This window comes from Micromonospora sp. BQ32 (assembly GCF_059358895.1).
Genome location: NZ_JCADBI010000013.1, coordinates 1 through 22022, shown reverse-complemented (window position 1 = coordinate 22022; position 22022 = coordinate 1). Strand labels below are relative to the sequence as shown.

23 protein-coding genes and 1 pseudogene are annotated in these 22022 nt (G+C 70.9%); 4 read left to right on the top strand and 20 right to left on the bottom strand.

Translation table 11 applies throughout. The annotated features are described in order from the left end of the window. Window positions 1–35: 35 nt before the first annotated feature. The 6 genes from AC5L30_RS22830 to AC5L30_RS22805 form a co-directional block, all read right to left on the bottom strand. A complete protein-coding gene (locus tag AC5L30_RS22830) occupies window positions 36–1598 on the bottom strand; it encodes a fused MFS/spermidine synthase (RefSeq protein WP_494869713.1) in 1563 nt (520 codons plus the stop codon). Between the two features lie 36 nt (window positions 1599–1634). Continuing rightward, the gene (locus AC5L30_RS22825; protein ID WP_494869711.1) at window positions 1635–2651 is read right to left on the bottom strand and encodes a coiled-coil domain-containing protein; all 1017 of its coding nucleotides are present in this window, start codon (window positions 2649–2651) and stop codon (window positions 1635–1637) included. A gap of 180 nt (window positions 2652–2831) precedes the next feature. Next, window positions 2832–3641: an inositol monophosphatase family protein gene (locus AC5L30_RS22820; protein ID WP_494869710.1), complete on the bottom strand. Its 810-nt coding sequence runs from the start codon at window positions 3639–3641 to the stop codon at window positions 2832–2834. Further along, on the bottom strand, window positions 3634–4086 hold the full coding sequence (locus tag AC5L30_RS22815; RefSeq protein ID WP_088950306.1) for a response regulator: 453 nt from the start codon (window positions 4084–4086) through the stop codon (window positions 3634–3636). Before AC5L30_RS22815 ends, AC5L30_RS22820 begins: the two co-directional genes overlap by 8 nt. Further along, window positions 4083–5816, bottom strand: a complete 1734-nt coding sequence (locus tag AC5L30_RS22810) for a sensor histidine kinase (protein ID WP_494869709.1) — start codon at window positions 5814–5816, stop codon at window positions 4083–4085. The genes AC5L30_RS22815 and AC5L30_RS22810 overlap by 4 nt, the downstream gene beginning before the upstream one ends. After that, on the bottom strand, window positions 5813–7012 hold the full coding sequence (locus AC5L30_RS22805; RefSeq protein ID WP_494869866.1) for a PP2C family protein-serine/threonine phosphatase: 1200 nt from the start codon (window positions 7010–7012) through the stop codon (window positions 5813–5815). The genes AC5L30_RS22810 and AC5L30_RS22805 overlap by 4 nt, the downstream gene beginning before the upstream one ends. 290 nt (window positions 7013–7302) lie before the next feature. Here AC5L30_RS22805 and AC5L30_RS22800 point away from each other — a divergent pair, with 290 nt between their 5' ends. After that, window positions 7303–9723 carry a M28 family peptidase gene (locus AC5L30_RS22800; protein ID WP_494869708.1) on the top strand — a complete coding sequence of 807 codons (2421 nt, stop codon included), beginning with the start codon at window positions 7303–7305 and terminating at the stop codon, window positions 9721–9723. 55 nt (window positions 9724–9778) lie between these two features. On the opposite strand, the gene AC5L30_RS22795 is transcribed toward AC5L30_RS22800, so the two are convergent. Then, window positions 9779–10267, bottom strand: coding sequence for a hypothetical protein (locus AC5L30_RS22795; protein ID WP_494869707.1), 489 nt, complete (start codon window positions 10265–10267; stop codon window positions 9779–9781). 281 nt (window positions 10268–10548) lie between these two features. Between AC5L30_RS22795 and AC5L30_RS22790 the strand changes: the two genes are divergently transcribed. Further along, window positions 10549–12699: a tetratricopeptide repeat protein gene (locus AC5L30_RS22790; RefSeq protein WP_494869706.1), complete on the top strand. Its 2151-nt coding sequence runs from the start codon at window positions 10549–10551 to the stop codon at window positions 12697–12699. A 4-nt stretch (window positions 12700–12703) separates the two neighbouring features. Here the strand turns inward: AC5L30_RS22790 and AC5L30_RS22785 are convergent, their stop codons facing one another. Together AC5L30_RS22785 and AC5L30_RS22780 are read right to left on the bottom strand one after the other, a co-directional pair. Then, window positions 12704–13645: a threonine/serine dehydratase gene (locus tag AC5L30_RS22785; protein WP_494869704.1), complete on the bottom strand. Its 942-nt coding sequence runs from the start codon at window positions 13643–13645 to the stop codon at window positions 12704–12706. Window positions 13646–13661: 16 nt separating this feature from the next. Then, complete coding sequence (locus AC5L30_RS22780) at window positions 13662–14435, bottom strand: 2OG-Fe(II)-dependent halogenase WelO5 family protein (protein ID WP_494869702.1); 774 nt, start codon at window positions 14433–14435, stop codon at window positions 13662–13664. A 221-nt stretch (window positions 14436–14656) separates the two neighbouring features. Here AC5L30_RS22780 and AC5L30_RS22775 point away from each other — a divergent pair, with 221 nt between their 5' ends. Then, complete coding sequence (locus tag AC5L30_RS22775; RefSeq protein WP_355429947.1) at window positions 14657–14905, top strand: hypothetical protein; 249 nt, start codon at window positions 14657–14659, stop codon at window positions 14903–14905. A 113-nt stretch (window positions 14906–15018) separates the two neighbouring features. On the opposite strand, the gene AC5L30_RS22770 is transcribed toward AC5L30_RS22775, so the two are convergent. Next, the gene (locus AC5L30_RS22770) at window positions 15019–15516 is read right to left on the bottom strand and encodes an NUDIX hydrolase (RefSeq protein WP_494869700.1); all 498 of its coding nucleotides are present in this window, start codon (window positions 15514–15516) and stop codon (window positions 15019–15021) included. 83 nt (window positions 15517–15599) lie between these two features. Here AC5L30_RS22770 and AC5L30_RS22765 point away from each other — a divergent pair, with 83 nt between their 5' ends. Further along, window positions 15600–16007 (top strand): hypothetical protein, encoded by a 408-nt coding sequence (locus tag AC5L30_RS22765; protein ID WP_494869698.1) that lies wholly within the window; start codon window positions 15600–15602, stop codon window positions 16005–16007. Between the two features lie 181 nt (window positions 16008–16188). Here AC5L30_RS22765 and AC5L30_RS22760 read toward each other — a convergent pair whose 3' ends face one another. The 10 genes and pseudogenes from AC5L30_RS22760 to AC5L30_RS22715 form a co-directional block, all read right to left on the bottom strand. After that, window positions 16189–17412: a tyrosine-type recombinase/integrase gene (locus tag AC5L30_RS22760; protein WP_494869697.1), complete on the bottom strand. Its 1224-nt coding sequence runs from the start codon at window positions 17410–17412 to the stop codon at window positions 16189–16191. A 1-nt stretch (window position 17413) separates the two neighbouring features. After that, the gene (locus AC5L30_RS22755) at window positions 17414–17602 is read right to left on the bottom strand and encodes a helix-turn-helix transcriptional regulator (RefSeq protein ID WP_350857699.1); all 189 of its coding nucleotides are present in this window, start codon (window positions 17600–17602) and stop codon (window positions 17414–17416) included. 29 nt (window positions 17603–17631) lie between these two features. Further along, complete coding sequence (locus AC5L30_RS22750; RefSeq protein ID WP_494869694.1) at window positions 17632–19425, bottom strand: replication initiator; 1794 nt, start codon at window positions 19423–19425, stop codon at window positions 17632–17634. Then, complete coding sequence (locus AC5L30_RS22745) at window positions 19425–19691, bottom strand: hypothetical protein (protein WP_358086535.1); 267 nt, start codon at window positions 19689–19691, stop codon at window positions 19425–19427. The genes AC5L30_RS22750 and AC5L30_RS22745 overlap by 1 nt, the downstream gene beginning before the upstream one ends. Then, a complete protein-coding gene (locus AC5L30_RS22740) occupies window positions 19688–20395 on the bottom strand; it encodes a hypothetical protein (RefSeq protein ID WP_494869693.1) in 708 nt (235 codons plus the stop codon). Before AC5L30_RS22740 ends, AC5L30_RS22745 begins: the two co-directional genes overlap by 4 nt. Next, window positions 20392–20799, bottom strand: coding sequence for an RRQRL motif-containing zinc-binding protein (locus AC5L30_RS22735; RefSeq protein WP_494869692.1), 408 nt, complete (start codon window positions 20797–20799; stop codon window positions 20392–20394). The genes AC5L30_RS22740 and AC5L30_RS22735 overlap by 4 nt, the downstream gene beginning before the upstream one ends. After that, complete coding sequence (locus AC5L30_RS22730) at window positions 20796–21098, bottom strand: hypothetical protein (RefSeq protein ID WP_494869690.1); 303 nt, start codon at window positions 21096–21098, stop codon at window positions 20796–20798. Before AC5L30_RS22730 ends, AC5L30_RS22735 begins: the two co-directional genes overlap by 4 nt. Continuing rightward, entirely contained in the window at window positions 21095–21535 is a 441-nt protein-coding gene (locus AC5L30_RS22725) for a DUF6197 family protein (protein WP_494869689.1), read from the bottom strand. The genes AC5L30_RS22730 and AC5L30_RS22725 overlap by 4 nt, the downstream gene beginning before the upstream one ends. Window positions 21536–21621: 86 nt before the next feature. Then, window positions 21622–21831, bottom strand: a complete 210-nt coding sequence (locus AC5L30_RS22720; RefSeq protein WP_145789894.1) for a hypothetical protein — start codon at window positions 21829–21831, stop codon at window positions 21622–21624. Beyond that, window positions 21828–22022: pseudogene (locus AC5L30_RS22715) on the bottom strand (FtsK/SpoIIIE domain-containing protein); the annotation flags it as partial. The pseudogene AC5L30_RS22715 and the gene AC5L30_RS22720, both read right to left, overlap by 4 nt.

Genomic DNA, 22022 nt, shown 5'->3' with positions numbered 1-22022 from the left:
CCTGGAGTATCGGAATCGGTCAGGATGTCACCCGTTCAGGCGGTGGCCAGCAGTTGGTCCACCGGGGCGTAGTCGTCGGTCAACACCATCGCCCCGTCGACGAAGTCCGTCAGCGCCGTGCCGGAGAGCAGGCTGACCTTCGGGTCCACCTCGGCCAGCCGAGCCTGGACGGCTTCCAGCGGCAGCGGCGCGTCGGAGCCGACGATGAGGAAGTTGGCGCCCTGCTCCTCGGCGAGCGCCGCCGGCGGAGCGATCAACGCGACGTGCCCGAACTCGGCGGCCACCGTGGCCAGCTCGGCGCGGATGAACCGCAGCGGCGGATAGTCGATGACGTTCTGCACGTACACGCCGCCTGGGCGGGTCACCCGCCGGACGTCGGCGGCCATCTCCCGGGTGGCCAGGTGCCAGGGCACCACCAGGTGCCCGAAAGCATCTCCGACCACCAGGTCACGGCTGTCGGTCGGCTCGCCGGCGACCAGCATCCGGGCGTCACCCACCACCGCCCGCAGCTCCGGCCCCGGCCGTACGCCCAGCTCCTGCTCGCTCAGCTCGACCAGCCCGCCGTCGATCTCGAACACCAGGTTGTCGGTGCCCGGTCGGGTGGCGGTCAGATAACGCGGCACGGTGAACCCGCCGCCGCCCAGGTGCAGCGCGTCCACACGCTGACCGGCCGGCGCGGCGACGTCGGCGACCGCTCCGATCCACTTCGTGTACGCGTACTCCAGGTGCTTCGGGTCGGCGAGGTCCACGTACGAGTGCTGGGCGGAGTTGAGCAGCAGGGTCCGCCCGCTGGGGCGGGCGGGGTCCGAGGTGACCCGGGCGCAGTGGTACGCCGTCTCGATGTCGCACGGGTTGGGTGCCACGGTGGTCAGCCCCGCCCCGGCCAGGCCGAGCACGGCCAGCGCGGCCCGGGCCCGGGCCGGGCCGGGCAGCTCGGTGGGCTCCTGCCGGCGCAGGTACCAGCCGAGGCCGATGCCGACCAGCCCGAGCGCGAGCGCCAGGGCCAGCAGGATGACGGTGCTGCGCAGGGCGGCGACCAGCACGAACCCGGTGAGCAGCGTTGCCGTGATGCCGCCCAGGGTGCCGATCCCGGAGAGTCGACCGACCACCTGGCCGGTGCGGCGCAGGTCGGCGAGCTGGAGTTTCACGACCAACGGGGTGACCGCGGCCAACAGCGCGGCCGGCACGAACACGGCCAGCGCGACCAACAGCAGGATGCCGCTGGCCGCACCGCCGCGCAGCACCTCACCGGCGTACCGGACGACGGGCAGGGTGACCGCGGTGGCGATGCCGGCCAGCACCAGCGCGGGCGCCAGCAGGCTGCGAGGGTTGCGCCGGTCGGCCAGCCAGCCGCCGGACCACGCCCCGTACGCGATCGCGGCCAGCGCGATGCCGATCACCGAGCTGGTCACCTGAAGGGTCACCCCGACGTACGGGCCGACCAGGCGCAGCGCGACGGTCTCCAGCACCAGCACGGCACCGCTGGAGAAGAAGACCAGGAAGGCGGCCAGGCCGTTGGGCAGCGCCCGGCCGGTGATCGGCACGGGCGGAGCCGGGGAAGCCAGCGGGGCCGCTACGTCGGACGGTGGGGAACTCATCGTCGCGATGGTACGCAGCGAAGCTGGTGCAACGGGTCAGTACATCGAAAGATGAACATGGTTCGTGTGATCTGCGGCCGGGCTACCACTGCCGCTGTACGAGCGCCACCCGGTGCCGGGGTGCCAGATCTGCCGGTACCAGATCACGTAGAGCACACCCAATCGACTGGCGTTGCGCACGTGCCAGGCGGCCAGGCTGTCCCCGTACGCCTTGTCGCCGCCGGTCGCCGAGCGGTCCTCGAAGCCGTTCGTGGCAGCCGCGAAGTCGCAGGCCCGGCCCTTCGGGTGCTCGCCGCCACCGCCGCTGCGGTGGCAGGAGACGTGCCGCTTGTAGCCGGCCGCCTGGGTCTGCTTGAGCGCGTTGAGGGTGCGCGGGGTGATGCAGCCGGAGGTGGTCGGGTCGTTCACGGAGCAGGATTCCGACGGCCAGGACCCGTCGGAATTACGCGGCGCCGGCTTCGCCGAGGCGGAGTTGCCACCGCTGAAACCGTTGCTGCCGCCGGAGCTGACCTCGGCGAGGGCCTCCTCGGCCTCTTTCTTCTTCTTCGCCATCACGGCGAGTTGCTTCTGCTGCTCGCGGACCTCGGCGTCGATGGCCACCTTGGCCTGCTGCGCCTGCTGCCGGGCCTCGGTGAGGTCACGCAGCCGCTTGCTGTCCCGCTGGGCCATCAGGTCGAGGTCGCCCGCGCGTTGCAGGAACGCCTCCGGCGTGGCGGTGTTGAGCAGCATCGAGGCCGCGCTCAGCCGACCCATCCGGTACGACTGGGCGGCCACCTCGCCCACCTGGCTGGTGAGCCCGACCAGCCGACCCTCCAGCGTCGTCAGCTCGCCGGTCAGCGCCGTCTGGCGGCGCTTGGAGTTGTCCAGCTTGGCCTTGGCCTCGATGTGGCCCTTGGCGGTCAGCTCCAGCGCGTCCCGCAGCTTCTTGCTGCCACCCTCGCCAGGCTCCGCGTACGCGGGCACGGCGGCACCGCCGAGCACCAACGCGACGGCGGCGAGCAGGGCGAACAGAGCGCGGCGACCGAGCCGCGGGCTGAGCCTGGTCCTGGGCACGAAAGCGTCCTTCCGTCGACCGCCGGCCCCCGATGAACACTGCACGACGGCGCCGGTCGGCGGCCTGCTGGCGGAGACCGCCGGTCACGATACCGGACCGCGGGCCGGTGACCAGCCCCCTGACCCCCGGGTTGCCTCGATGTCGACGGAGCGTCGCAGCGCGGTCGCGCAGCGCGCGGATCAGGTGCTGAGAAGCGCGTCGCGCACCTCGGCCCAAATCTGCTCGTTGGCCGCGACGAGCAGACCGCGGCCGTCGTCGGCGGGGTGGTAGTCGACGCCGTCGAACCGGCGGGCGACACCCCCGGCCGCCCGGACCAGCAGGGTGCCCGGGGCGTGGTCCCAGGGCAGGGTGCGCCAGAACAGGGCGAACTGCTGCTCGCCGGTGAGGATGTCCAGGTATTCCCGACCGGCACAGTGCTGGCCGGGCAGCAGCTCACCGAGCCGCCGACCGCCGGCGCGGACCCGGTCACGGGTCTCCGGCGGCAGGAACCGGGTCATCGCCGCGCCGCGCAGCTCGCCGAGCGGCGGCACCGAGCCGGCGCCGTCCACCGGACGACCGTTGAGCAGGGTGCCCTCGTCCGCCGAGCCGACGGCGAGAGTGTCGGCGAGCGGGTCGAGGATCCAGCCGGCGGTCGGCCGCCCGTCGCTCAGCAGCGACACCATCAGGGCGAACGGTCGGCGACCGGCGGCGAAGTTGGCGGTGCCGTCGACCGGGTCGACCAGCCAGACGTCCCCGCCGTCGCGCAGGTGCCGCAGCAACCCCGGATCGTCGGCGACACCCTCCTCCCCGACCACCATCGAGCCTGGTCGCAGCCGGCGCAACCCCGCCGAGAGCAGCTCCTCGGCCCGGCGGTCGGCGACGGTGACCACCTCGCCGGGCGCCTTCTCCGACACGTCATCGTCGTCGAGCTTGCGGAACAGTGGCAGCACGACCTGGTCGGCGGCCTCCCAGAGCAGGCCGCCGACGTCGTCCAGCAGGGTGTCAGCCACGCGGCGGCAGCTTGACCACGCTGACGAAGAACTCGTCGATCTGACGGACCACCGAGATGAAGCGCTCGAAGTCCACGGGCTTGGTCACGTAGGCGTTGGCGTGCAGCTGGTAGCTGCGCAGAATGTCCTCGTCGGCCTGCGAGGTGGTGAGCACCACCACCGGGATCCGGCGCAGCTCCTCGTCCTTCTTGATCTCTTCCAGCACCTCCCGGCCGTCGCGTCGGGGCAGGTTGAGGTCGAGCAGGATCAGGTCGGGGGCCACCGCGTCGGCGTACTGGCCCTCCCGCCGCAGGTAGGCGAGCGCCTCGGCCCCGTCGGAGACGACGGTCAGCCGGTTACGCAGCTTGTGCTCCTCGAACGCCTCCTGGGTCATCAGCACGTCACCCGGGTCGTCCTCCACGAGCAGGACCTCGATCGGGCTCTTGCCATCCGCCGGCGCGGTCATCCCACCGTCTCCCTCATGTCACCCGTTCTACCGCTTCGCGGCGTCTCGTCGGCCCGGTCCGGCTGGTCCGACCCGTCGGCCTGCTCCGCCAGCGTTGCCGGCGCCTCGGCCGAGGACGTCGTGTCGCCCGCGCTGAGAGCGTCCGGCTGCGTCGCCGAATCGGCAGCCGCTGCCGCCTCGACGTCCTCGGGAAGTGCCGGCAGGGTGAACCGGATCGCGGTGCCCTCCGGCAGGTCGGTGTCCACCCAGACGCGACCGCCGTGGTACTCGACGATCTTCTTGACGATCGCCAACCCGATGCCGGTGCCCGGGTAGGCGTCCTTCGAGTGCAGCCGCTGGAAGATCACAAAGATCTTGTCGGCGAACTCCGGCTCGATCCCGATGCCGTTGTCCTGGCAGGTGATCTCCCACTCGGCACCCACCAACCGGGCCGAGACGTGCACCTTCGACGGTACGTCCGGACGGCGGAACTTGATCGAGTTGCTGACCAGGTTGGCCAGCAGGTTGGTGAGCAGCGGTTCCTCGCCCGAGATAACCGGCAGCTCGGTCCAGGTCAGCTCGGCGTCCGCGTACTGCCGGGCCGCCTCGGTCTGGCCGGCCACGTCGCCCATCACCTTGTTGAGGTCGACCTCGACGAAGCCGGTGGTGAGCCGCCCGATCCGGGAGAACGCGAGCAGGTCGTTGATCAGGCGCTGCATCCGCTGCGCGCCGTCCACCGCGAAGGCGATGTACTGGTCGGCCCGCTCGTCGAGCTGCCCGGCGTAACGGCGCTGGAGCAACTGGCAGAAGCTGGCCACCTTACGCAGCGGCTCCTGCAGATCGTGCGAGGCCACGTACGCGAACTGCTCCAGGTCACGGTTGGACCGGGTCAGCTCCTCGGCCTGCTTCTGGAGCTGACTGTTGACCCACTCGATGCGCTCGCGGGCGGCCCGGACCTCGGCCAGGTCGGCGGCAATCTTCTGCCGCATCGCGTCCACGTCCTCGCCGAGCTGGATGAACTCCGGCGGGCCGACGGTGGCGATGCGGTGCTGGTAGTCGCCCTCGGCGACCTCGCGGACCTGGGTGGCCAGGCCGGTCAGTGGCCGGACCACCATCCGGTCCAGTGAGAGCAGCAGCACGGCACCGGCCACCACCACCACCAGGGCGGCGACGATCAGCAGGACGACCAGCACGTTGCTGCTGGTACGCACGTTGTTGGCGGTCTGCTCCCGGGCGGCCAGGACCTCCCCCTGAAGGTCGTTCACCGCCGAGCGCACCTCGTCGAACTGTTGCCGGGCCGCTTCGGTGACCAACGCCTGGCCGGCGCTGGTGCCGCTCTGCTCGGTGGTGGTGATCACCGGTTCCGCAACCGACTGCCGCCACTGCGTGACACGCTCCTCGACGGTCCGCAGCTCCTGGCTGATCTGCGGATAGTCGTCGAGCAGCTTCTGCATCGAGGCGGTGACGCTCTTCTCCTGGGCGAGCCCCTCCCGGTAGGGGTTCAGGTCGTCCGGGTCACCGCTGACGGCGTACCCCCGGATCGCCGTCTCCTGGTCGAGCAGCGCGTTGAGCAGCTCCTGGGACTGCACCCGCAACGGGCCGGTCTCGTTCAGGACGGCGTCGATCTGGGTGCGGTTGCGGGCGGCCATCGCCGCTTCCGCGCTGGCCAGCCCGATCAACAGGAAGCCCACGACGGTGAGCAGGGTGATCACCCGGCGGCGCAGACTCCAGCCGCCGATCACCGGCCTCACCGGCCACCGCCCCGGCTGACCAGCAGCATGGCCACGTCGTCGGCGAGCGGGCCTCCGTTGAGCCGCTCGGCCCGGCCGACCAGCCACGCCGGCAGCTCGGGCAGCGACACCGAACGGTTGGCCGGCTCGTCCAGCAACCCACTGAGGCCCGGCACGTCGAGCCGTTCGTTGCCGGCACCCACCCGCCCCTCGATCAGGCCGTCGGTGTACATCAGCAGGGACCAGTCATCGGTGTCGAACTCCAGGTCGTAGGCGATCGGCCGGCGAGGGCGTACGCCCAGCAGCCGGCCGCCGGGCGCGGGCACCGGGGCGACCCGGCCGCCGGAGAGCAGCAGCGGTGGCGGGTGCCCGGCCAGTCGGACGGTGGCCCGGTTGGCGGCCAGGTCCAGTCTGACGGTGGCCACCGTCGCGAAGATCTCCTGGAGGCGGCGCTCACTCATCAGCACCTGCTCCAGGGCGGGCAGCACCTCGTCGTCCGGCACCCGGGCGATCACCAGGGCCCGCCAGGCCACCCGCAGCTCCACCCCGAGCGCGGCCTCGTCCACCCCGTGCCCGCAGACGTCGCCGACGATCAGGTCGAGGCGGTCCGGGTGGGTCTGCACCACGTCGAAGAAATCCCCGCCGATCAACGCGGCGTGCCGGCCGGGCCGGTAGAAGGTGTGCACCGCCACCTGGTCGGTCGTCATCAGCGGTTGGGGCAGCAGGCCGCGTTCGAGGCGGGCCGACTCGGCCTGGCGCAGCTCCACCTCGCGCAACCGGCGGGCGTTCTCGTCGGCGCGCTTACGCTCCACGGCGTAGCGCAGCGCCCGGGTCAGCAGCACCCCGTCGACCTGGCCCTTGACCAGGTAGTCCTGCGCACCCTCAGCGACCGCCACGATGCCCAGGTGCTCGTCCGTGCGGCCGGTCAGCACGCAGACCGCGGCGCCACTGGACATCTCCAGCACCTGACGCAGCCCGTCCAGCCCCTGCGCGTCGGGCAGACCCAGGTCGAGCAGCACGCAGTCGACGTCGCCGATCCGCTGCCGCGCCTCGCGCAGGCTGGTGGCGACCAGCAGGTCGATCATCGAGTTCGTCTCGGCGAGCAGCTCACCGACGAGGAAGGCGTCGCCCTCGTCGTCCTCCACCAGCAGCACCCGCAACCGCTCACCCGGCGGCAGGTTGGCGTGCCGCGCCAGGCCACCGTGCGGGTACGGCACAACTGGGGAACCGGCCAAGCCGGCCCCCCGGTGCGGCCGGGTCACCGCCGCGAGACGCGGGAGTTCGCTGGTGATGTCGGGCTCCTTCCGAGTGCCCTGCTGATCCTGTATTAGACAACGGTCGCACACAACACGACGCCTGCGGCGCGGGCGGGGATGGGCCGCATCACTGCCCGCCCGATGACAAACCGGGCGGCTGGTGGACGCGGGGCGTACCGGCCATCCCATCCGCAGCCGCTGACGGGCAGGATGATCCCACCCCAGGCCCCACCACCCCCCGAGGAGTTCCCGTGGGCGCACCCACCACCCCGGCCACGACGGGCAGGACACCCCGTCCGATTCCGGGCGTACCCCCGGCCGACCGCGCGCTGACCCGGCCGCGTCGGCGGCTCGTGGCCGCCGCGGCGGCGCTGGTCGCGCTGGCCGCGGTCGGCGCCGGCAGCCTGCTCGACCTGCGCACCCCGGCTCCGAAGCCGGCCGACGCGCCGGCGGACGCGTTCAGTGCCGGCCGGGCGTACGAGGACGTCCAGGTGATCGCCGCCCGGTCCCACGTCGCCGGCAGCCCGGCGAACGAGCAGGTCCGCGCGCACCTGGAGCAGGAGTTGCGAGGGCTGGGCCTGGAGACCGAGGTGCAGGACACCGTGGCACCGGAGGCCGGTCAGCTCAGCGGGGCGGCGGGCGGGGCAACCCTGGCCCAGGTCCGCAACGTGGTGGCCCGGCTGCCCGGCACCGACTCGACGGGTCGAATCTTCCTGGTCGCCCACTACGACTCGGTACAGACCGGGCCGGGTGGCAACGACGACGCGGCCGGCACGTCGACCATCCTGGAGGTGGCCCGCGCGCTGTCCACCGGCCCCCGGCCCCGCAACGACATCGTCTTCGTGCTGACCGACGCCGAGGAGGCGTGCCTCTGCGGCGCGGCCGCGTTCGCCGCCAGTCACCCGCTGGCCGCCGACGGCGGTGTGGTGCTCAACCTGGAGGCGCGGGGCTCCACCGGGCCGGTGATCATGTTCGAGACGTCCCGGAACAACGCGAAGCTGGTGGAGATCTTCGGCCGGGCCGCCCCACACCCGGTCGGCACCTCGTTCGCGGTGGAGATCTACCGCGCGCTACCCAACGACACCGATTTCACCGCTTTCCTCGATCAGAAGTTCGTCGGGCTGAACTCGGCGTACATCGACGGCGGGGCGATCTACCACACGCCGTTGGACACCCCGGCCGCCATGGACCGGGGCAGCCTCCAACACCACGGGGACAACGCGTTGGGCCTGGCCCGGGAGTTCGGTGGCACCGACCTGACCGACCTGCGCTCCGGGCACGACGCCACCTACTTCCCCGTCCCCGGTGGGCTGGTCCGCTACCCGGGTTGGCTCACCCTGCCGCTGGCCCTGCTCGCGATGGTCGCGGTGGCCGCCCTGGGCTGGCTGACCCGCCGCAGCGGCCGGGCCAGCACCGGCCGGCTGGCCGCCGGCTTCGCGCTGACCCTGGTGCCGATCGTCGCCGCGCCGGTCGCCGCCCAACTGCTCTGGCTGGCGATCACCACGGTCCGACCGGGGTACGCGGAACTGCTCGACCCGTACCGGCCGATCTGGTACCGGCTGGCCGTCCTGGCGCTCGCCACCGCCATCCTGTTCACCTGGTACGCGCTGACCCGCCGCCGGATCGGCCCGGCAGCGCTCGCCGTCGGCGGGCTGGCCTGGCTGGCCCTGCTCGGGGTGCTGCTCGCCGTGGCGGTGCCGGGTGGGGCGTACCTCACCACCGTGCCGGCGCTGGCCGGCGCCCTCGGCGGGCTGGTCGCGCTACGTACCCGGCAGGCCGGACCGTGGCCGGTGGTGGCGGTGACGGCCGCCGCGGCCGTCGGTGTGGTCATCCTGCTGCCCACCGTGGTGCTGCTCTTCCCCGCGCTGGGGATGGCCATGGGCGGGGTGGCCGCGCTGGTCGCGGTGCTGCTCGGCCTGGTCGCCCTGCCGGTGGTCGACCTGCTGCACCCGCAGGCCGGCGGCCAGCGTGGTCTGCTCGCGCTGCGGGCCCGGCGGCTCGCGATGCTGCCGGCCGGTGCGGCCGCCGTGGCGGCGGTGGTGCTCGCCGGGGTCGGCCTGGGCGTCGACCGCTTCGACGCCGCCCACCCCGCGCCCACCCACCTGATGTACGCCATGGACGCCGGCACCGGCCAGGCCCGTTGGCTCAGCCACGAGGACGACCCGCAGCCGTGGACGGACGGCTACGTGGCCGCGGTCACCGACGTCGGCGACGACTTCCCCGGGCTCGGCGACGGTGAGCTGCGGGCCGGCCCGGCGCCGGCAGCGAACCTTCCGGCGCCGAAGCTGGAGGTGCTGGCCGACGCCACTGCGGGCGGCGAACGCACGCTGCGGCTGCGGCTCACTCCGCAGCGGGCGGCCCGGCTCGCCACCCTGCACGTCGACACGTCGACCGCCACCGTGCTGCGCGCCGACGTGGCGGGGCGGTCGGTGCCGGTGGAGCCCCGCGCGGGAAAGTGGGGCTTCGGGCTGGTGTTCCACGCCCCGCCGACGGAGGGCGTCGAGGTCGTGTTGACCCTGCGCCCGATCGCCGGGCAGGTGGCGCTGCGGGCGATGGACGCCAGTGACGGGTTGGACGCGCTGCCCGGCTTCCGCCCCCGGCCGCCGGCGGTCGGCGTCGTCGGGTCGCACAGCTCGGAAATGCTGGCGGTCGCCCGCACCTATCCCCTCTGACCGGAACGGTGGTCCGGCGGATCGATTCGCCGGACCACCGGTTCACCTCTTCCGGTCAGCCCACCGGTTCGGGTTGACCGGCACCGACCCGGTGCCAGCGATTACCCTCGTGATCGGTGAAGGTGAGGTCCACCAGAACGGTGTCAGCCGGGCGTAGCCGGTGCTCCGCCCCGACGGTGACGAAGAGGTCGTGCACCTCGCGGCCGGGGATCCGACGGACCTGTTTCGCCGCGGCCAGCCCGACCGGCGGGGCGTCCGGGTCGTCGGGCGGGACGAGCCGAGCCAGCACCACCACGTCCAGCACCGGGGCGTCACTTTCGTTGGCCACGGCGACCCGCAGCACCGAGGTGCCGCGAATCTCGGCCACCGCCGATACCAACCGGGCCTGGGTGGCCCGGATCCGCAGGTCGTCGTTGCGACGAGCGCGGATTTCCCGCCGCAATCCGAGGTAGACGAAGAGCACGCTGGCGATGGAGCCGACCGCGCCGAACCAGTCCGGCACGGTTCCCCAGTCGATGACGTCCTGGATTGGCGACCAGTTCATAAGTCCATCGTGGATGCCCGTGTCGAGTGCCACGCACGGCGGATCGGCCGGAATCAACCGCGAATTGGGAATTCCGGCACCGATTTTGGTCAACCGGGCGGCCTAAACGGAGAGTGTGCAACCCAGTACGGCGGTGGATACGCTTGCGGTCGACATGGTGTGGGTGGCAATCCCTCCGACTGTCCACTAGATGGACAGGATCTTTCGCCGCCGGCCCATTGTGAATTCGCCACCGAAGGGGGACCGCATTGACTGCGGACGTTCCACCCGAGGATGCCGGCGTGCCTCGGCCAGCGTACGACCGGCCGAGTCGGGTCTCCGTCGATCCACCGCTCGGGCGACTGGACAGCCCGTTGCACGGGCGCGACGAGCTGATCGACCAAATCGTGCAGCCGGGGGGAAACGCCGAGGGCCGGCCCGCTGTGCACATCCTCTGTGGCATGGGCGGCTCCGGCAAGAGCCACGTCGCGCTGGAGATCGCCCGCCGGGCCCGGGCTGGCGGCCGGACGGTCTGGTGGGTGCAGGCGGGGCGGCTCAACTCCGGAATGCGGGAGGTGGTCAGCCAACTCGGCGCGTCGGAGACCCAGGTCGACCAGGCCTGGGCCGGGATGATCAGCGCGACCGACCTGGTGTGGCGCTACCTCAACCAGGCCGCGCAACCCTGGCTGTTGATCTTCGACAGTGCGGACGAGCCCGCCACGCTGGGCCCCACCGACGGAGTGCTCGCCGACGGCACCGGCTGGCTGCGCAGCCCCGAGGCCGACGAGGGCATGGTCATCGTGACCAGCCGGGATGGCAACCGGGCCACCTGGGGCACCTGGTCGACGCTGCATCAGGTGCGCCCGCTCGACGCCGACGCCGGCGCGCTGGTGCTGATCGACCGGGCCGGCGCCCAGGCCGGCGGCCCCGCCGACGCCCGGGAGCTGGCCCGGGAGCTGGGCGGGCTACCCCTCGCCCTGCGCGCCGCCGGCAACTACCTGCGGTCGGTCAACGCCAGCCCGGTCTGGCGCGGCTCGTCCACCATCACCACCTTCGCGGACTACCGGACGGCCGTGCAGCGCCGGTTCCGCTCACCGCGCGACGCCGCCGACGTCGACCTCGACGAATCCCTGGGCCTGGAGATCGTCCGCGAGGTCGACGACATCTCCCTGGACCTGCTGGCCCGCCGCCAGCTCCAACAGAGCCGGCCACTGCTCAACGTGCTGGCCTGCCTGAGCATCTCCCCGGTGCCCTACGAGGTGGTGCTCAAGCCGGCCATCCTGGCCGAGTCGCCACTCTTCAAAGGGCTCACCGGCCGGCAGCGGGTGAAGGTGCTGGAGGGCATCGGCAACCTGGCCCTTGTCGACTTCGACGTCCAGGAGGAGGTCACCGACCCGGCGTTCGCGCACGTGCTCTCGCTGCACCCGCTGGTGCACGCCATGTTCCGGGACCGCGACGAGGTCCGTGAGCAGATCGCCGAATACCACGGGCTGGTCATGAAGCTGCTGCTCGCCGCCACCGAGGGGCAGAACCCGGACGACTCGGCGGCCTGGACCAACTGGGACGTGCTGGTGCCGCACCTGGTCGAGGCCGTGCGGGAATACCTGGTGCCGCAGAAACACAAGCACGACCCCGAGACGGTACGCCGCGCGCTGGAGCTGACCCGACTCACCGCCCGCTACCTCATCGCGATCGGCCTACCCGGCTCGGCCTTCGACATCCTCGACCCGATCGTGCGCGGCTGCGCCGCGTACGACCACGACCTGGACCGGCCGCAGGTGCTGGCGTTACGCCACGAGCTGGGCCGCACCTGGCTGGAGCGCAACCAGCCGGAGATGGCCGACCGGGTGCTCCGCGAGGTGATCGCGGACCGCACCAGGGTGCTGGGCAGCGACAACGCCGACACCCTCGCCAGCCGGCACAAGCTCACCAAGGCGATCATGGCGCAACGCCAGTGGCCGGAGGCCGAGTTGGAGCTGCGGCAGATCGTCGCCGCCGAGGACCAGGTGCGCGGCCCGGAGCACTGGGACACCATGATCGTGCGGCACAGCCTGGCGTTGGCGGTGCTCGCCCAGCAACGGGCACCCGAGGCCGAGGAGATGCTGCACGCCATCCTGGAGGTCCGCTACCGGCTGTGGCCGCTCAACCAACCGGAGACCTGGCAGGCCCGGCACACACTGGCCCGCTGCATGCAGGCGCAGGGCCGGCTGGCCGAGGCGGAGGCCGAGCTGCGGGCCACCCTGGCCACCGTGGAACCCCGGCACGCCGACCGCAGTGAGGTGCTCGCCATCCGGTCCACCCTGGCCCTGGTGCTGCTGCTGGAGGAGCAGGTCGACGCGGCGATCGAGGTGTACGAGCAGTTGCTGGCCGACCGTCGGCGACTCCTCGGCGACACCCACCTGGACACCCTCCAGGTGGAGCACGCGCTACGCCGGCTGCGCAACGGCGACTGAACGGTCAGTGCGGCGCGGCCGGGCCCAGGTCACTCGGATCGGTGTTGCCGCCACAGATGATCACCGCCACCCGCTCCCCCAGCTGCGGCACGTACGCGCCGCCGACCAGCGCGGCCAGCGCGGCGGCACCACCCAACTCGGCCGCGACCCGCAGCTCCGACCAGAGCAACCGGCGCGCCCGCACCAGGTCCTCGTCGCGGACCAGCACAGACACCACCTCGGTGCGGCGGGCGGTGTCGAAGGCGATCTCGCCGATCCGCCGGGCACCCAGCGAGTCGGTGGCGATGCCACCCACCTCGATGTCGACCGGCCGGCCCGCCTTGAGGGCCGAGTGCAGGGTGGGGATCTGCTCCGGCTCGACCGCGACGACGCGCACCGACCCGTCGAACCAACTGGCGACGCCGGACACCAACCCACCACCACCGACCGCCACCAGCACGGTGTCGATCCCGTCCACCTGCCGCTCCAGCTCCCGGCCGACGGTGCCCTGACCGGCCACCACCTCCGGCTGGTCGTACGCGTGCACGACCAGCGCGCCGGTCTCCCCGGCCCGCTGGGTGCTCGCCGCCAACGCCTCGGCGTAGTGCTGGCCGACCTGGCGCACCTGGGCGCCCAGCCCGGCCAACCGCTGCACCTTCACCGGCGAGGCGGTGACCGGCACGAAGACCTCCGCCGGCACGCCCAGCGACCGGGCCGCGTACGCGACGGCGAGGCCGTGGTTGCCACCCGATGCGGCAATCACCCCGGCCGAGGGCAACGACCCCTGGAGCATCCGGTTGAACGCGCCACGCGGCTTGAACGAGCCGGTGTGCTGGTGCAGCTCCAACTTGAGGCTGAGCTGCCCGGGCACACCCAGATCGGCACCGTCGACGGCGATCACCGGGGTTTCCCGGACCCGCCCCTCGACAAGGGCCGCAGCCGCCTCGACGTCGCTTCTGTCCACCATGGGGAAACGCCCTTCACTACGACCAGAGGGCCAGTCGACCATCGTCGGTGAGCCCGACGAAACATCCTATGGAGATCCGTCGGCCATCCGACGCGGGACGCACCGTGTGGTAGTGCCGCGGATCAAACAGAAAGCCCTCCCCGAGCGTGGGACGCAACGTCAACGACTGCGTGTCGGCGGCCACCGCCTCCTGGAAGCCGTACCCGCCGGGGATCCGCAGCGGCTCGTCGTTCGGCTGCCAGCGTCGCCGCCACAGCACGGTCTCGCCACCTGTCGGTGGCACCCGGATGTAGATGTTGAACGCCAACTGCGCCACCACCTCGCTGTCGAGCAGCCGACCCGCGTACTCCCGGACCGCGTCGTCGAAGTGCACCTGGAGCCCCGCGTTGATCTCGCGGACGATGCCGACGTGCATCTCCCGGTGCTGCCGCCTGCCCGGTGCGACGTCCGGCCACGCGCTGCGGAACGCGGCCAGGCACAGGTCCCGGGGCGAGTCCGCCAGCCCCAGCGTCGACCAGCTCTTCTCGGCCGCGCGGGCCGCGTCCCAGTAGTCCTCGCGGAGTTCACCGGCGTCCCGGTGATCGTTGATGGCCGGGCCGAACTTGGCGACGACGGGAAAGACCCGGCTCTCGTCGTAACGGTCCATCGGCGCGTTGGCGAGGGCGGCGGTGATCGCCTGGCAGCGGGCCGCGGAGAGCAACCCTGGCACCCGGACGGCGGCCAGCCGCCCCGCGATGAGCCCGGCGACGTCCGCCCGGGTGATCGACTCTGATTCGACGGCGACGAACAAGGGATCGATCCTGCTCGAATGCTGCACGGCGGTCCTCCCGTAACGAAGATCCCTCACCGGACTTGTCGCGCCCCCCGATCCGCGCACCGTGCAATGTACAAACCGCAGGCAAGGCGAGGAATCCGCAGTTCCGGGTGAGTTGGCGCGGCCACCGCTACCATCGGCGCAACCGGGGTACGCGACACCGAACCGTACGGCGGAAGCTTTCCACCGATCGGGGAATGGTGACGATTCTCGGCGTGACGCATGATGCGACTAGTTCGAACGCTGACAAGGAGTTCGAGATGGCAGGCGCCGGCCCGACGGATCTTGACATGCACGTCGACCGCCTGGAAATGGCGCGTCGAATAGCCCGGGAAATGATCGAGTCCGACCATCAGGCTCTGGAGCTCGCTGTCCGGCAGCGCCCACAGTGCTGGTCCCGACGCCCCGCCGGCCACGGCACCCGCGCCGACGCCCTCGCGGGCTGACGCTTCCTCGCGCAACAGCGGACATTCCGGCGATGACCCTGTCACCGCCGCACACCGACACCTCCCACACTCGATCGGACTACGCCGGGCGCTACGTCCGACAGCGGTGTGGTTCAGAGGCCAAGCGCGACGGGTTGGGTTGGTACTCCGTCAGCGATCAACGCGGCCAGCGGCGTGGCGAGGTCGCGTGGCGAGAACAGTTCGGGGCCGCGGTGTTCCCTGATCTCTGACAGCGACCACCAACGCCAGCCGATGACGTGCTCGGCGGCGAGTTCTTCATCGCTCATAAAACCGCGCGGCGCGAACGACGCGGTCTGAACGAGGAAGTAGTCGTTCACGACGCCATCGTGGCCGGGTGCGAACCCGACGGCGACTATCTCCTGGCGCCAGACCTGAGGCGGGTCGGCATCGAGAGCAAGACCGACCTCTTCGCGCAGCTCTCGCCGCAGGGCGGCCAAGGGTGTCTCGCCGTCTTCGACGCCACCCCCGGGGGTGATCCACACGGCGATCGTGCCAGCCGGATCGGGAATGGCGAGTCGGAGCAGCAGAACACGGTCGTCCTCATCGACGACGACCGCACGCGCCGAACGCCGCAGGCTCACCGTCGACATCAGGACACCCTACGGGTCAACGATCGCCGTCGACGCCCGTCACGGCGCCGAGAGCGGGCGGCAGTGATAAAGTCGAATGTCCAATGCGCCCTGTCCTGAAATCAGGCCGCCCGGAGGCGCGTCTGGTGTGGGAGGAAGCCGTGGGCTACAAGGAACGACGGGCCAAGATGATCGCCATGCGGGCGACACCGCACTTGGAACCCGGCGAGCAGATCCAGACGGGCTTCGTCACGCTAGCCGGTTCGGGGATCTTCACGGTGCCGGCGGAGACCTTCGTGGTCACCGACCGCGCGATTCTCGTTCTGGGCAGCAGCGGGGTACAGCGTCTCGCGCGCGATTTCTGGTTCGGCAAGCCGACCGGGCTCTACTACAAGTTCGAGCTCGACCACACGTACAAGGTGCACCGGCAGTGGTACCCGGAAGTCATCGCCGCCGACGAGGCGCTGCGCGAAATGCAAGCCCAAGACGATCCGGCGGTCGGCGAGCACTGACTCAGGAACCGGCAGGCTTCGTACCCGGAAGTGGTTCCCGGAAGCGCCCGGAACGGAGGTCAGGGGCTGTGACGCTGGCTATTTCCAGCGGAACTGTACGAACCAAAGCAGACCAGCGCGTTGACCTGCGGTGCAATGCCAACCGGAGATTGCGGGAACAGATCGGGCACAGCTCGGCCCATCACCGGCCCACCGCCAACCGAGCGCCAGATAGGGCCGCGTCGACCAGGTTCCGCGTCCGGTCGATCGCCTCCGGCCACTCCCCCGCATACGTGTTCAGGGTGATGATCGGCGTCGCATGCCCCAGCGCCATCTGAACCGTCTTCACGCTCGCCCCGCTGTGGATCAACAGTGTGGCGAAGTAGTGGCGCAGACCGTGATAGCCGAACCCCTCCGGTACCCCGTCGACCGCTTCCACAGCCTTCTTCCATGGGTACGCCCACCCGGTTCGCTGGATCGGGTTGCCACGGCCGCTCGTGAACAACAACCTCACCGTGCGAGTCACCGGCTTGCGCGGGTTCGTCTCATCGAGAAGCTCCACGTCGATCGGCGGGAAGAGTTCGATGTGCCGGGCGAGCGCATCGGCGACCACCTGGCCCATCTCGACGGTTCGCCGACTGGTCGCAGTCTTCAGCGGTGCGAGCCGTGGCGACTTGCCCGGCGGGGTGACAATCTGCTGAACGATGCGGATTTCCCGGCGCAGGAAGTCGACGTGCTCCAGCTCCAGGCCCCAAGCTTCGCCCTGACGCAGACCAGCGCCGGCAGCCAGGTACACCAGCGCCCGATATCGCTCCCGGCTCGGCTTGCCCGGTTCCGGCTTGACGCTGAACGCGTCAGCAAGTGCATGCACCTGTTCGGGTGTGGGAATGAACCGTTCCGCGCGCTCGATCTCCGGTAGCCGAATGCCGACACACGGGCTACGGCCGATTACCCGGTCACGTGTCGCCGCCTCGAACATTCCGACCAGCACGTGGTAAACGACTCGCAGTGAGGACGGCGCGAGCACCCTCGCCCGGTCCTTCACCCACGCTTGAAGGTGCGACGGGCGGACCTGCGCGAGCTGCATCCGACCAAGGATCGGTTCGACATGCACGCGCAGTGTCATCTCGATGCGCGCCGCAGTCGCATCGCGGTGCAACTGGTGCTTGCGCCACTGCTCGCCGTAGGCCGTCACCGTGACCTTGCCGGCGGCCGGGTCGACGTACTGGCCTCGGGAGACATCGGCCCGCGTGTTCACGTCGAACTGGTCCGCGTCAACCCTACGCTCGAACAGCTTCTGCTTAGGCTGGCCGGCGTCGTCGACGTACCGGACCCGCCAGCGCTTCCCCCGGCCATGCCGCTTGGACGGTAGCCGCTTGCCGTCCGAACCACGCTTGCCCAAGTACCAGAGGTCATCGACCGGCATCTCAGGATGCCTGCCTCTCGACAAGCCAGGCCCGTACGTCGGCCGCGTCGTAGCGCAGGTGGCGACCGACGCGTGATGCGGGCGGGCCGACGCGACGGTGACGCCACTGATACAGCGTGGCGACGGGTACGCCGAGGTAGGCGGATACCTCCTCGACGGTCCAGAGCGGTTCGATTGTGCGCCTAGTCATTGATCTTGTGCTCCTCACTAGCTGACGGGTTACGCGGCTACCGGCGCAGCGCCGGCCGGGGTGGTGGCGAGTTCGTGGGCGAGTTCTTCGCGGCCGGTGGTTCGTCGTTCGCGGGCGAGGGCGGCGGCGGTGTTGGCGAGGAGGGCGTCTCCGGTGGTGTGCCAGCCGACGCCGGCGAAGGTGAGGGTGCCGACGATGAGCGTCGTGTCGTCGTCGAGGTGGTCGACGGCGCGGAGGGCGCCGGGCTGCTCGTCGGCCTGGTGCTCGTGCTCGTGGCGCCGGAAGGTGACACGCGTGTCGCGCAGGAGTTGGAAGGTGACGGAGTAGCGGCGGGCTTTGGTGAGGAAGTGGCCGCCAAAACCGAGCATGTGCGCCCACCGGCGCAGCCGGGCGTAAGGGTTGCCGGTCACTGGTTTCGCCGGTTCGCTGTCAAGGACGGCTTGACGGTGGGCGACGCAGACAGGGCAGGCGGCGTAGCGGGTGTGGGTGCCGCAGTCGGGGCACTCCCAGCGCTTCACGTAGCCGGGTGTGGGCCGGTGGTCCCGGGGCCGTTCCGAGAGCGGGACGGGTGTGCCGGTGGGTCGGCCGGTGTGCCAGCAGGCGTCGATGAGGCGGGCGGTGTGGTCGCCGTCGGGGTCGGCGTAGTCGCCGATGGAGTCGGCGTCGAGCCTGACGGAGCGGTGCCCGGTTACCTCGGTGCTTTTGGTGGCGTACTTGGCAAGGTAGCCGGCGACCATGCTGTCAGTGACCTCACCGTCTCCGGTGAGGCTGATGGGTCGGATGTCGAGGCCCTTGCCCGGGTCACCCCAAGCGATCGACCAACCACCGGATCGGTCGGGGTGCGTGGGGCTGGTGAAGGCAACCTGCTCGACGGCGGCCCGGATCGCGTCGTCGAGATCCGCGACGGTGAATCCGGCCGGTGGTGGAATGACGGCGGTCGGGTCGTCGGGGTGGACGCCGTCGAGGCGCACCAGGGCGTGGAAGTGCACCGCGCCGCGTGTCTGGAACTCGGCGACCTTTCCGTGCGAGAGCCGGACCGGTGGGACCGTGCGGATGTTGCCGGAGGCGGTGACGACGTGGACGCGGGGGATGCCTCGGCGGCGGGCGAGTTTGGCGAGCCATCGTTCCGCGGCTTGCTTGGTGCGGTGCCACAATTCGCCCGAGAAGAGGTTCCACACGACTTGGTGGGTGTGGTCGTAGCAGTCCAGGCACAACGGCTGCCCGAGCACCTGGTCCCCGGTCTCGTGCCTAGCCCAGCAGACGGCCGGTTGGCCGTGCTCGCAGAGGCCGGTGTCGCGGCGGGCGTGGCAGGGTTCGGCGCGGCAGTCGCAACGCTTCCGGTTGCCGCAGGTGTGCCGCTTAACCGCCCGGGTGTGCACGATTCCGAAGGACGGCGCGGTGAATGTGGCGAACACCGCCGGATGTGAGGCGACCGTCTCGGGGACACCCTTGCCGCCAATAAGGCCAGCGCGTAGGAGTTGGAAAGCATCGCGTTGGTAGGTGTGGGCGCAGGCGGGGCAGACGGTGGCGCGTCGATTGCCGCAGGCGGTGTAAATCGCCGCATCCGGCATGGCATCGGTGTGCCGCTGCTCCAACACCCGTCCGGTGCCCTGCTCGACGGTGAGAAGTTGCCCGGCGAGGCGGATGGGTCGGGTGCAGCCGGCGGCGGCGCGGACGTGTTCTAGCCACCCGAAGTAATCCGGTTGGGTGGCGCGGGTGAAAGCGGAACCAGTGGCGGTGTAGTCGTGGACGGGGATGGTGTCGGCGTTCGAGCCCACACCCCGGGCCGAAGCTCGGGGTGTGAGGTCCAGCGTCGAGGCCATCAGCCGCGTACCTCGGTGAGGTGGCGGGTGGTGATGGTGCGTTCGGTGACGATGACCCGGCAGGCGCCGCACTGGCGCTTGACCGGTTCGTGCCTGCGGCACGGGATCAGGGCGGTGGTGTCACCGCAGCGGATGGTGACCGGTGCCCGGCAGGGGCCGCCGGGGATGACGTCGATGAGGGTTCGGCGGATGTCGAACGGGTGGGCGTCGGGGTAGGCGGGGCAGGTGTGGGTGACCTGCTCGATGTCGACCAGAACGATGGTCATCGGACACCGCCGATGGTGGTCAGGAGTTGCCCAGCGACGGCCGGGGTGATGTCGAGGCGGTCGGCCAGCTCGGTGGGCGTGATGGGTTGACCGGTGGCCTGTTCGTGCTGCACGGCTGCGAAGCGGGCGGTAGGCAGCAGGTGGGCGGGGACGTCGACCGGCTCCGAGGCCGGCACGGTGACGGCTGGGGTTGGTTCGGGTGCCGGGGTGATGGCGGCCGGTGGTGCCAGCTCGGTGGTGACCTGCTCGGCCACCTGAACGCGGATCGGCGGTGCCGGCTCAGAGGGAGCCGTCATGGGTTGCGCGGTGGGTGCGGGAGCAAGGACGAGTTTCACCAGGGCCATGAACGCCAGCGCGGGAACAGCCGAGAGAAGCCACCCGGACGGGCCGGGCTTGGCAACCGCCAACTGTGCGGCGAGGGAGAGGCCGGCGGCGGCGATGAGCAGGACCATCGGGTACCCGATGGGAGCGCCAACCCGGCGGCGTCGGCGGATGGTGAGTAGGGCGGCGATGGGGACGAGTTCGGAGATGACGGCGTTGGCCCAACCGAACCATCCCGGGGTGTTGTCGGGGCTGTTGGCCATGGTCCAGTCGTGAACGTGGGTGAACGAGGCGGCCCCGGCGGAGCCGCCGACGACGATGAGGATGAGGACCAGGACCAGGCCCTCCAAGCGGGTGCCGGCGCTAACCGGGGTGGTGGTCATGAGTGGCCTCCGTGGCAGTCGAGGCAGCAGCCGTAGCGGCGGGGGATGTAGTAGGGCTTCACCTGGCCGCAGTACCGGCAGGTGCGGCGGGCGAGCAGGGCTTTGGCGATGGCCTCCCGCTGCGCGGGTGTGGCGGTGCGCTTCGCCTTGGCGAGGTCGGTGCGGTAGAGGTAGGCGACCCGCCGGTTGGAGCGGTGCCGCCAATAGATTTGGGCGACCGGGTCGTGTCCGCCGGGTCGGAGGCCGGCGGCGCGGAGTTGCCGCAGGGTGGCCAGCCCGTTAGGGGCGCAGTGGTAGGGGAAGGTGGGGAACCCGTAGCGGGTGCCGAGCGGGTCGTAGAACTCGACCCGGATGCCGGTGCGCTCGGCCAGATCATCGAGGTCGACGGAGCGGAGGTCGGTCATGGCTTGTCACCGCCCCAGCGCTGCTGAGCGGCTTGCCGGGAGATGCCGAGGCGTGAGCCGATTTCGGCCCAGGAGTAGCCGAAGGCCCGCAGGCCGATCACGGCTTCCCCGATGGCGTCGTCGATGACGGAAGACAGGGCGATGAGGTCGCGGAGTGCTTCGACGTCTCCGGTGGCGACCCGTCGGCCGTGGGCACGGATGATGCGCCGAGCGAACGAGGCGAAGGCGTCGTTCTCGACGACGTCCCGACGCCGTTGCCGGGGCAGGTTGGGCGTCGAGGGCTTCTTGACGGTGTTCATCGGATCTCACCTCCGGTGCTGCGGAGGGAGTCCCACTCGTTGGCAGCCGCCTGGAGGGCGGTGATGACCTGGTCGGCGGTGCGGGCCGGGTCGTCGTTCCAGGAGTAGGGGGAGGTGTGCTCGTCGAGGAGGTAGCCGTCTTCGTCGATGAAGAAGATCGGCGCAGTGGTGTCGAGGTAGTCGACGAACACGCCCAGAGCGGCGAGGTAGTCGGCGAGGGCGTCGGCGTCGAGCTGGGAGAAGTGCTCCACCGTGTGTCCGGCGCAGGCGATGCCGATGGCCCCGGCGGCGCAGGCCGGCGGGGTGAGGGTGTCGGGGTTCTTGGCGTAGTAGGTGCCCTGGTGCCAGCCGTGCCGGCGCAGGTAGAGGGCAGCCATCCGCAGCAGATCAGCAGGTGTGACCTGGACCTGTGTGGGTGGGTTTTGGGTAGCCTTCATGGCAACCACGTCCTTTCGGGGGCTGTCGGTTGGTGGTCGGCAGGACCAGCGGTTGCTGGCAGGCGTTGACTGGTCCTGTCGACCGGCTATCGGGCGCGGAGCCGCAGGTAGCGGCGGTGCCGGTTGTCGTCACCCGGCATCTGAGTGGGCGCGGAGAGGTAGACCAGCCGCCCACTGCGGGCGACGGCCTGGACCAGAGCGGCGATGTCCTCGGGACTGCCGGTGATCCACAGCTCGGTGAACTGGGCGGCCCGCTGGTTGTTCGCACGGGCGTAGGCCCGCTCGCGGGTGGTCATGCCGCCATCTCCCACTCAGTGGGGTTGACCGCCGGGGTGCTGGGGCCGGGGCGGCGGGTCCAGGCGGCGTAGTCGGCGATGTTGTAGATGTCGGTGTCGGTGAGGTAGGCGGCTTTGATGCGGCGGGGGACGCCGCCTTCGGCGAGGAGGTAGGCCGCGCCTTGGTTGGTGGGTGAGATGTCGGAGGCGGT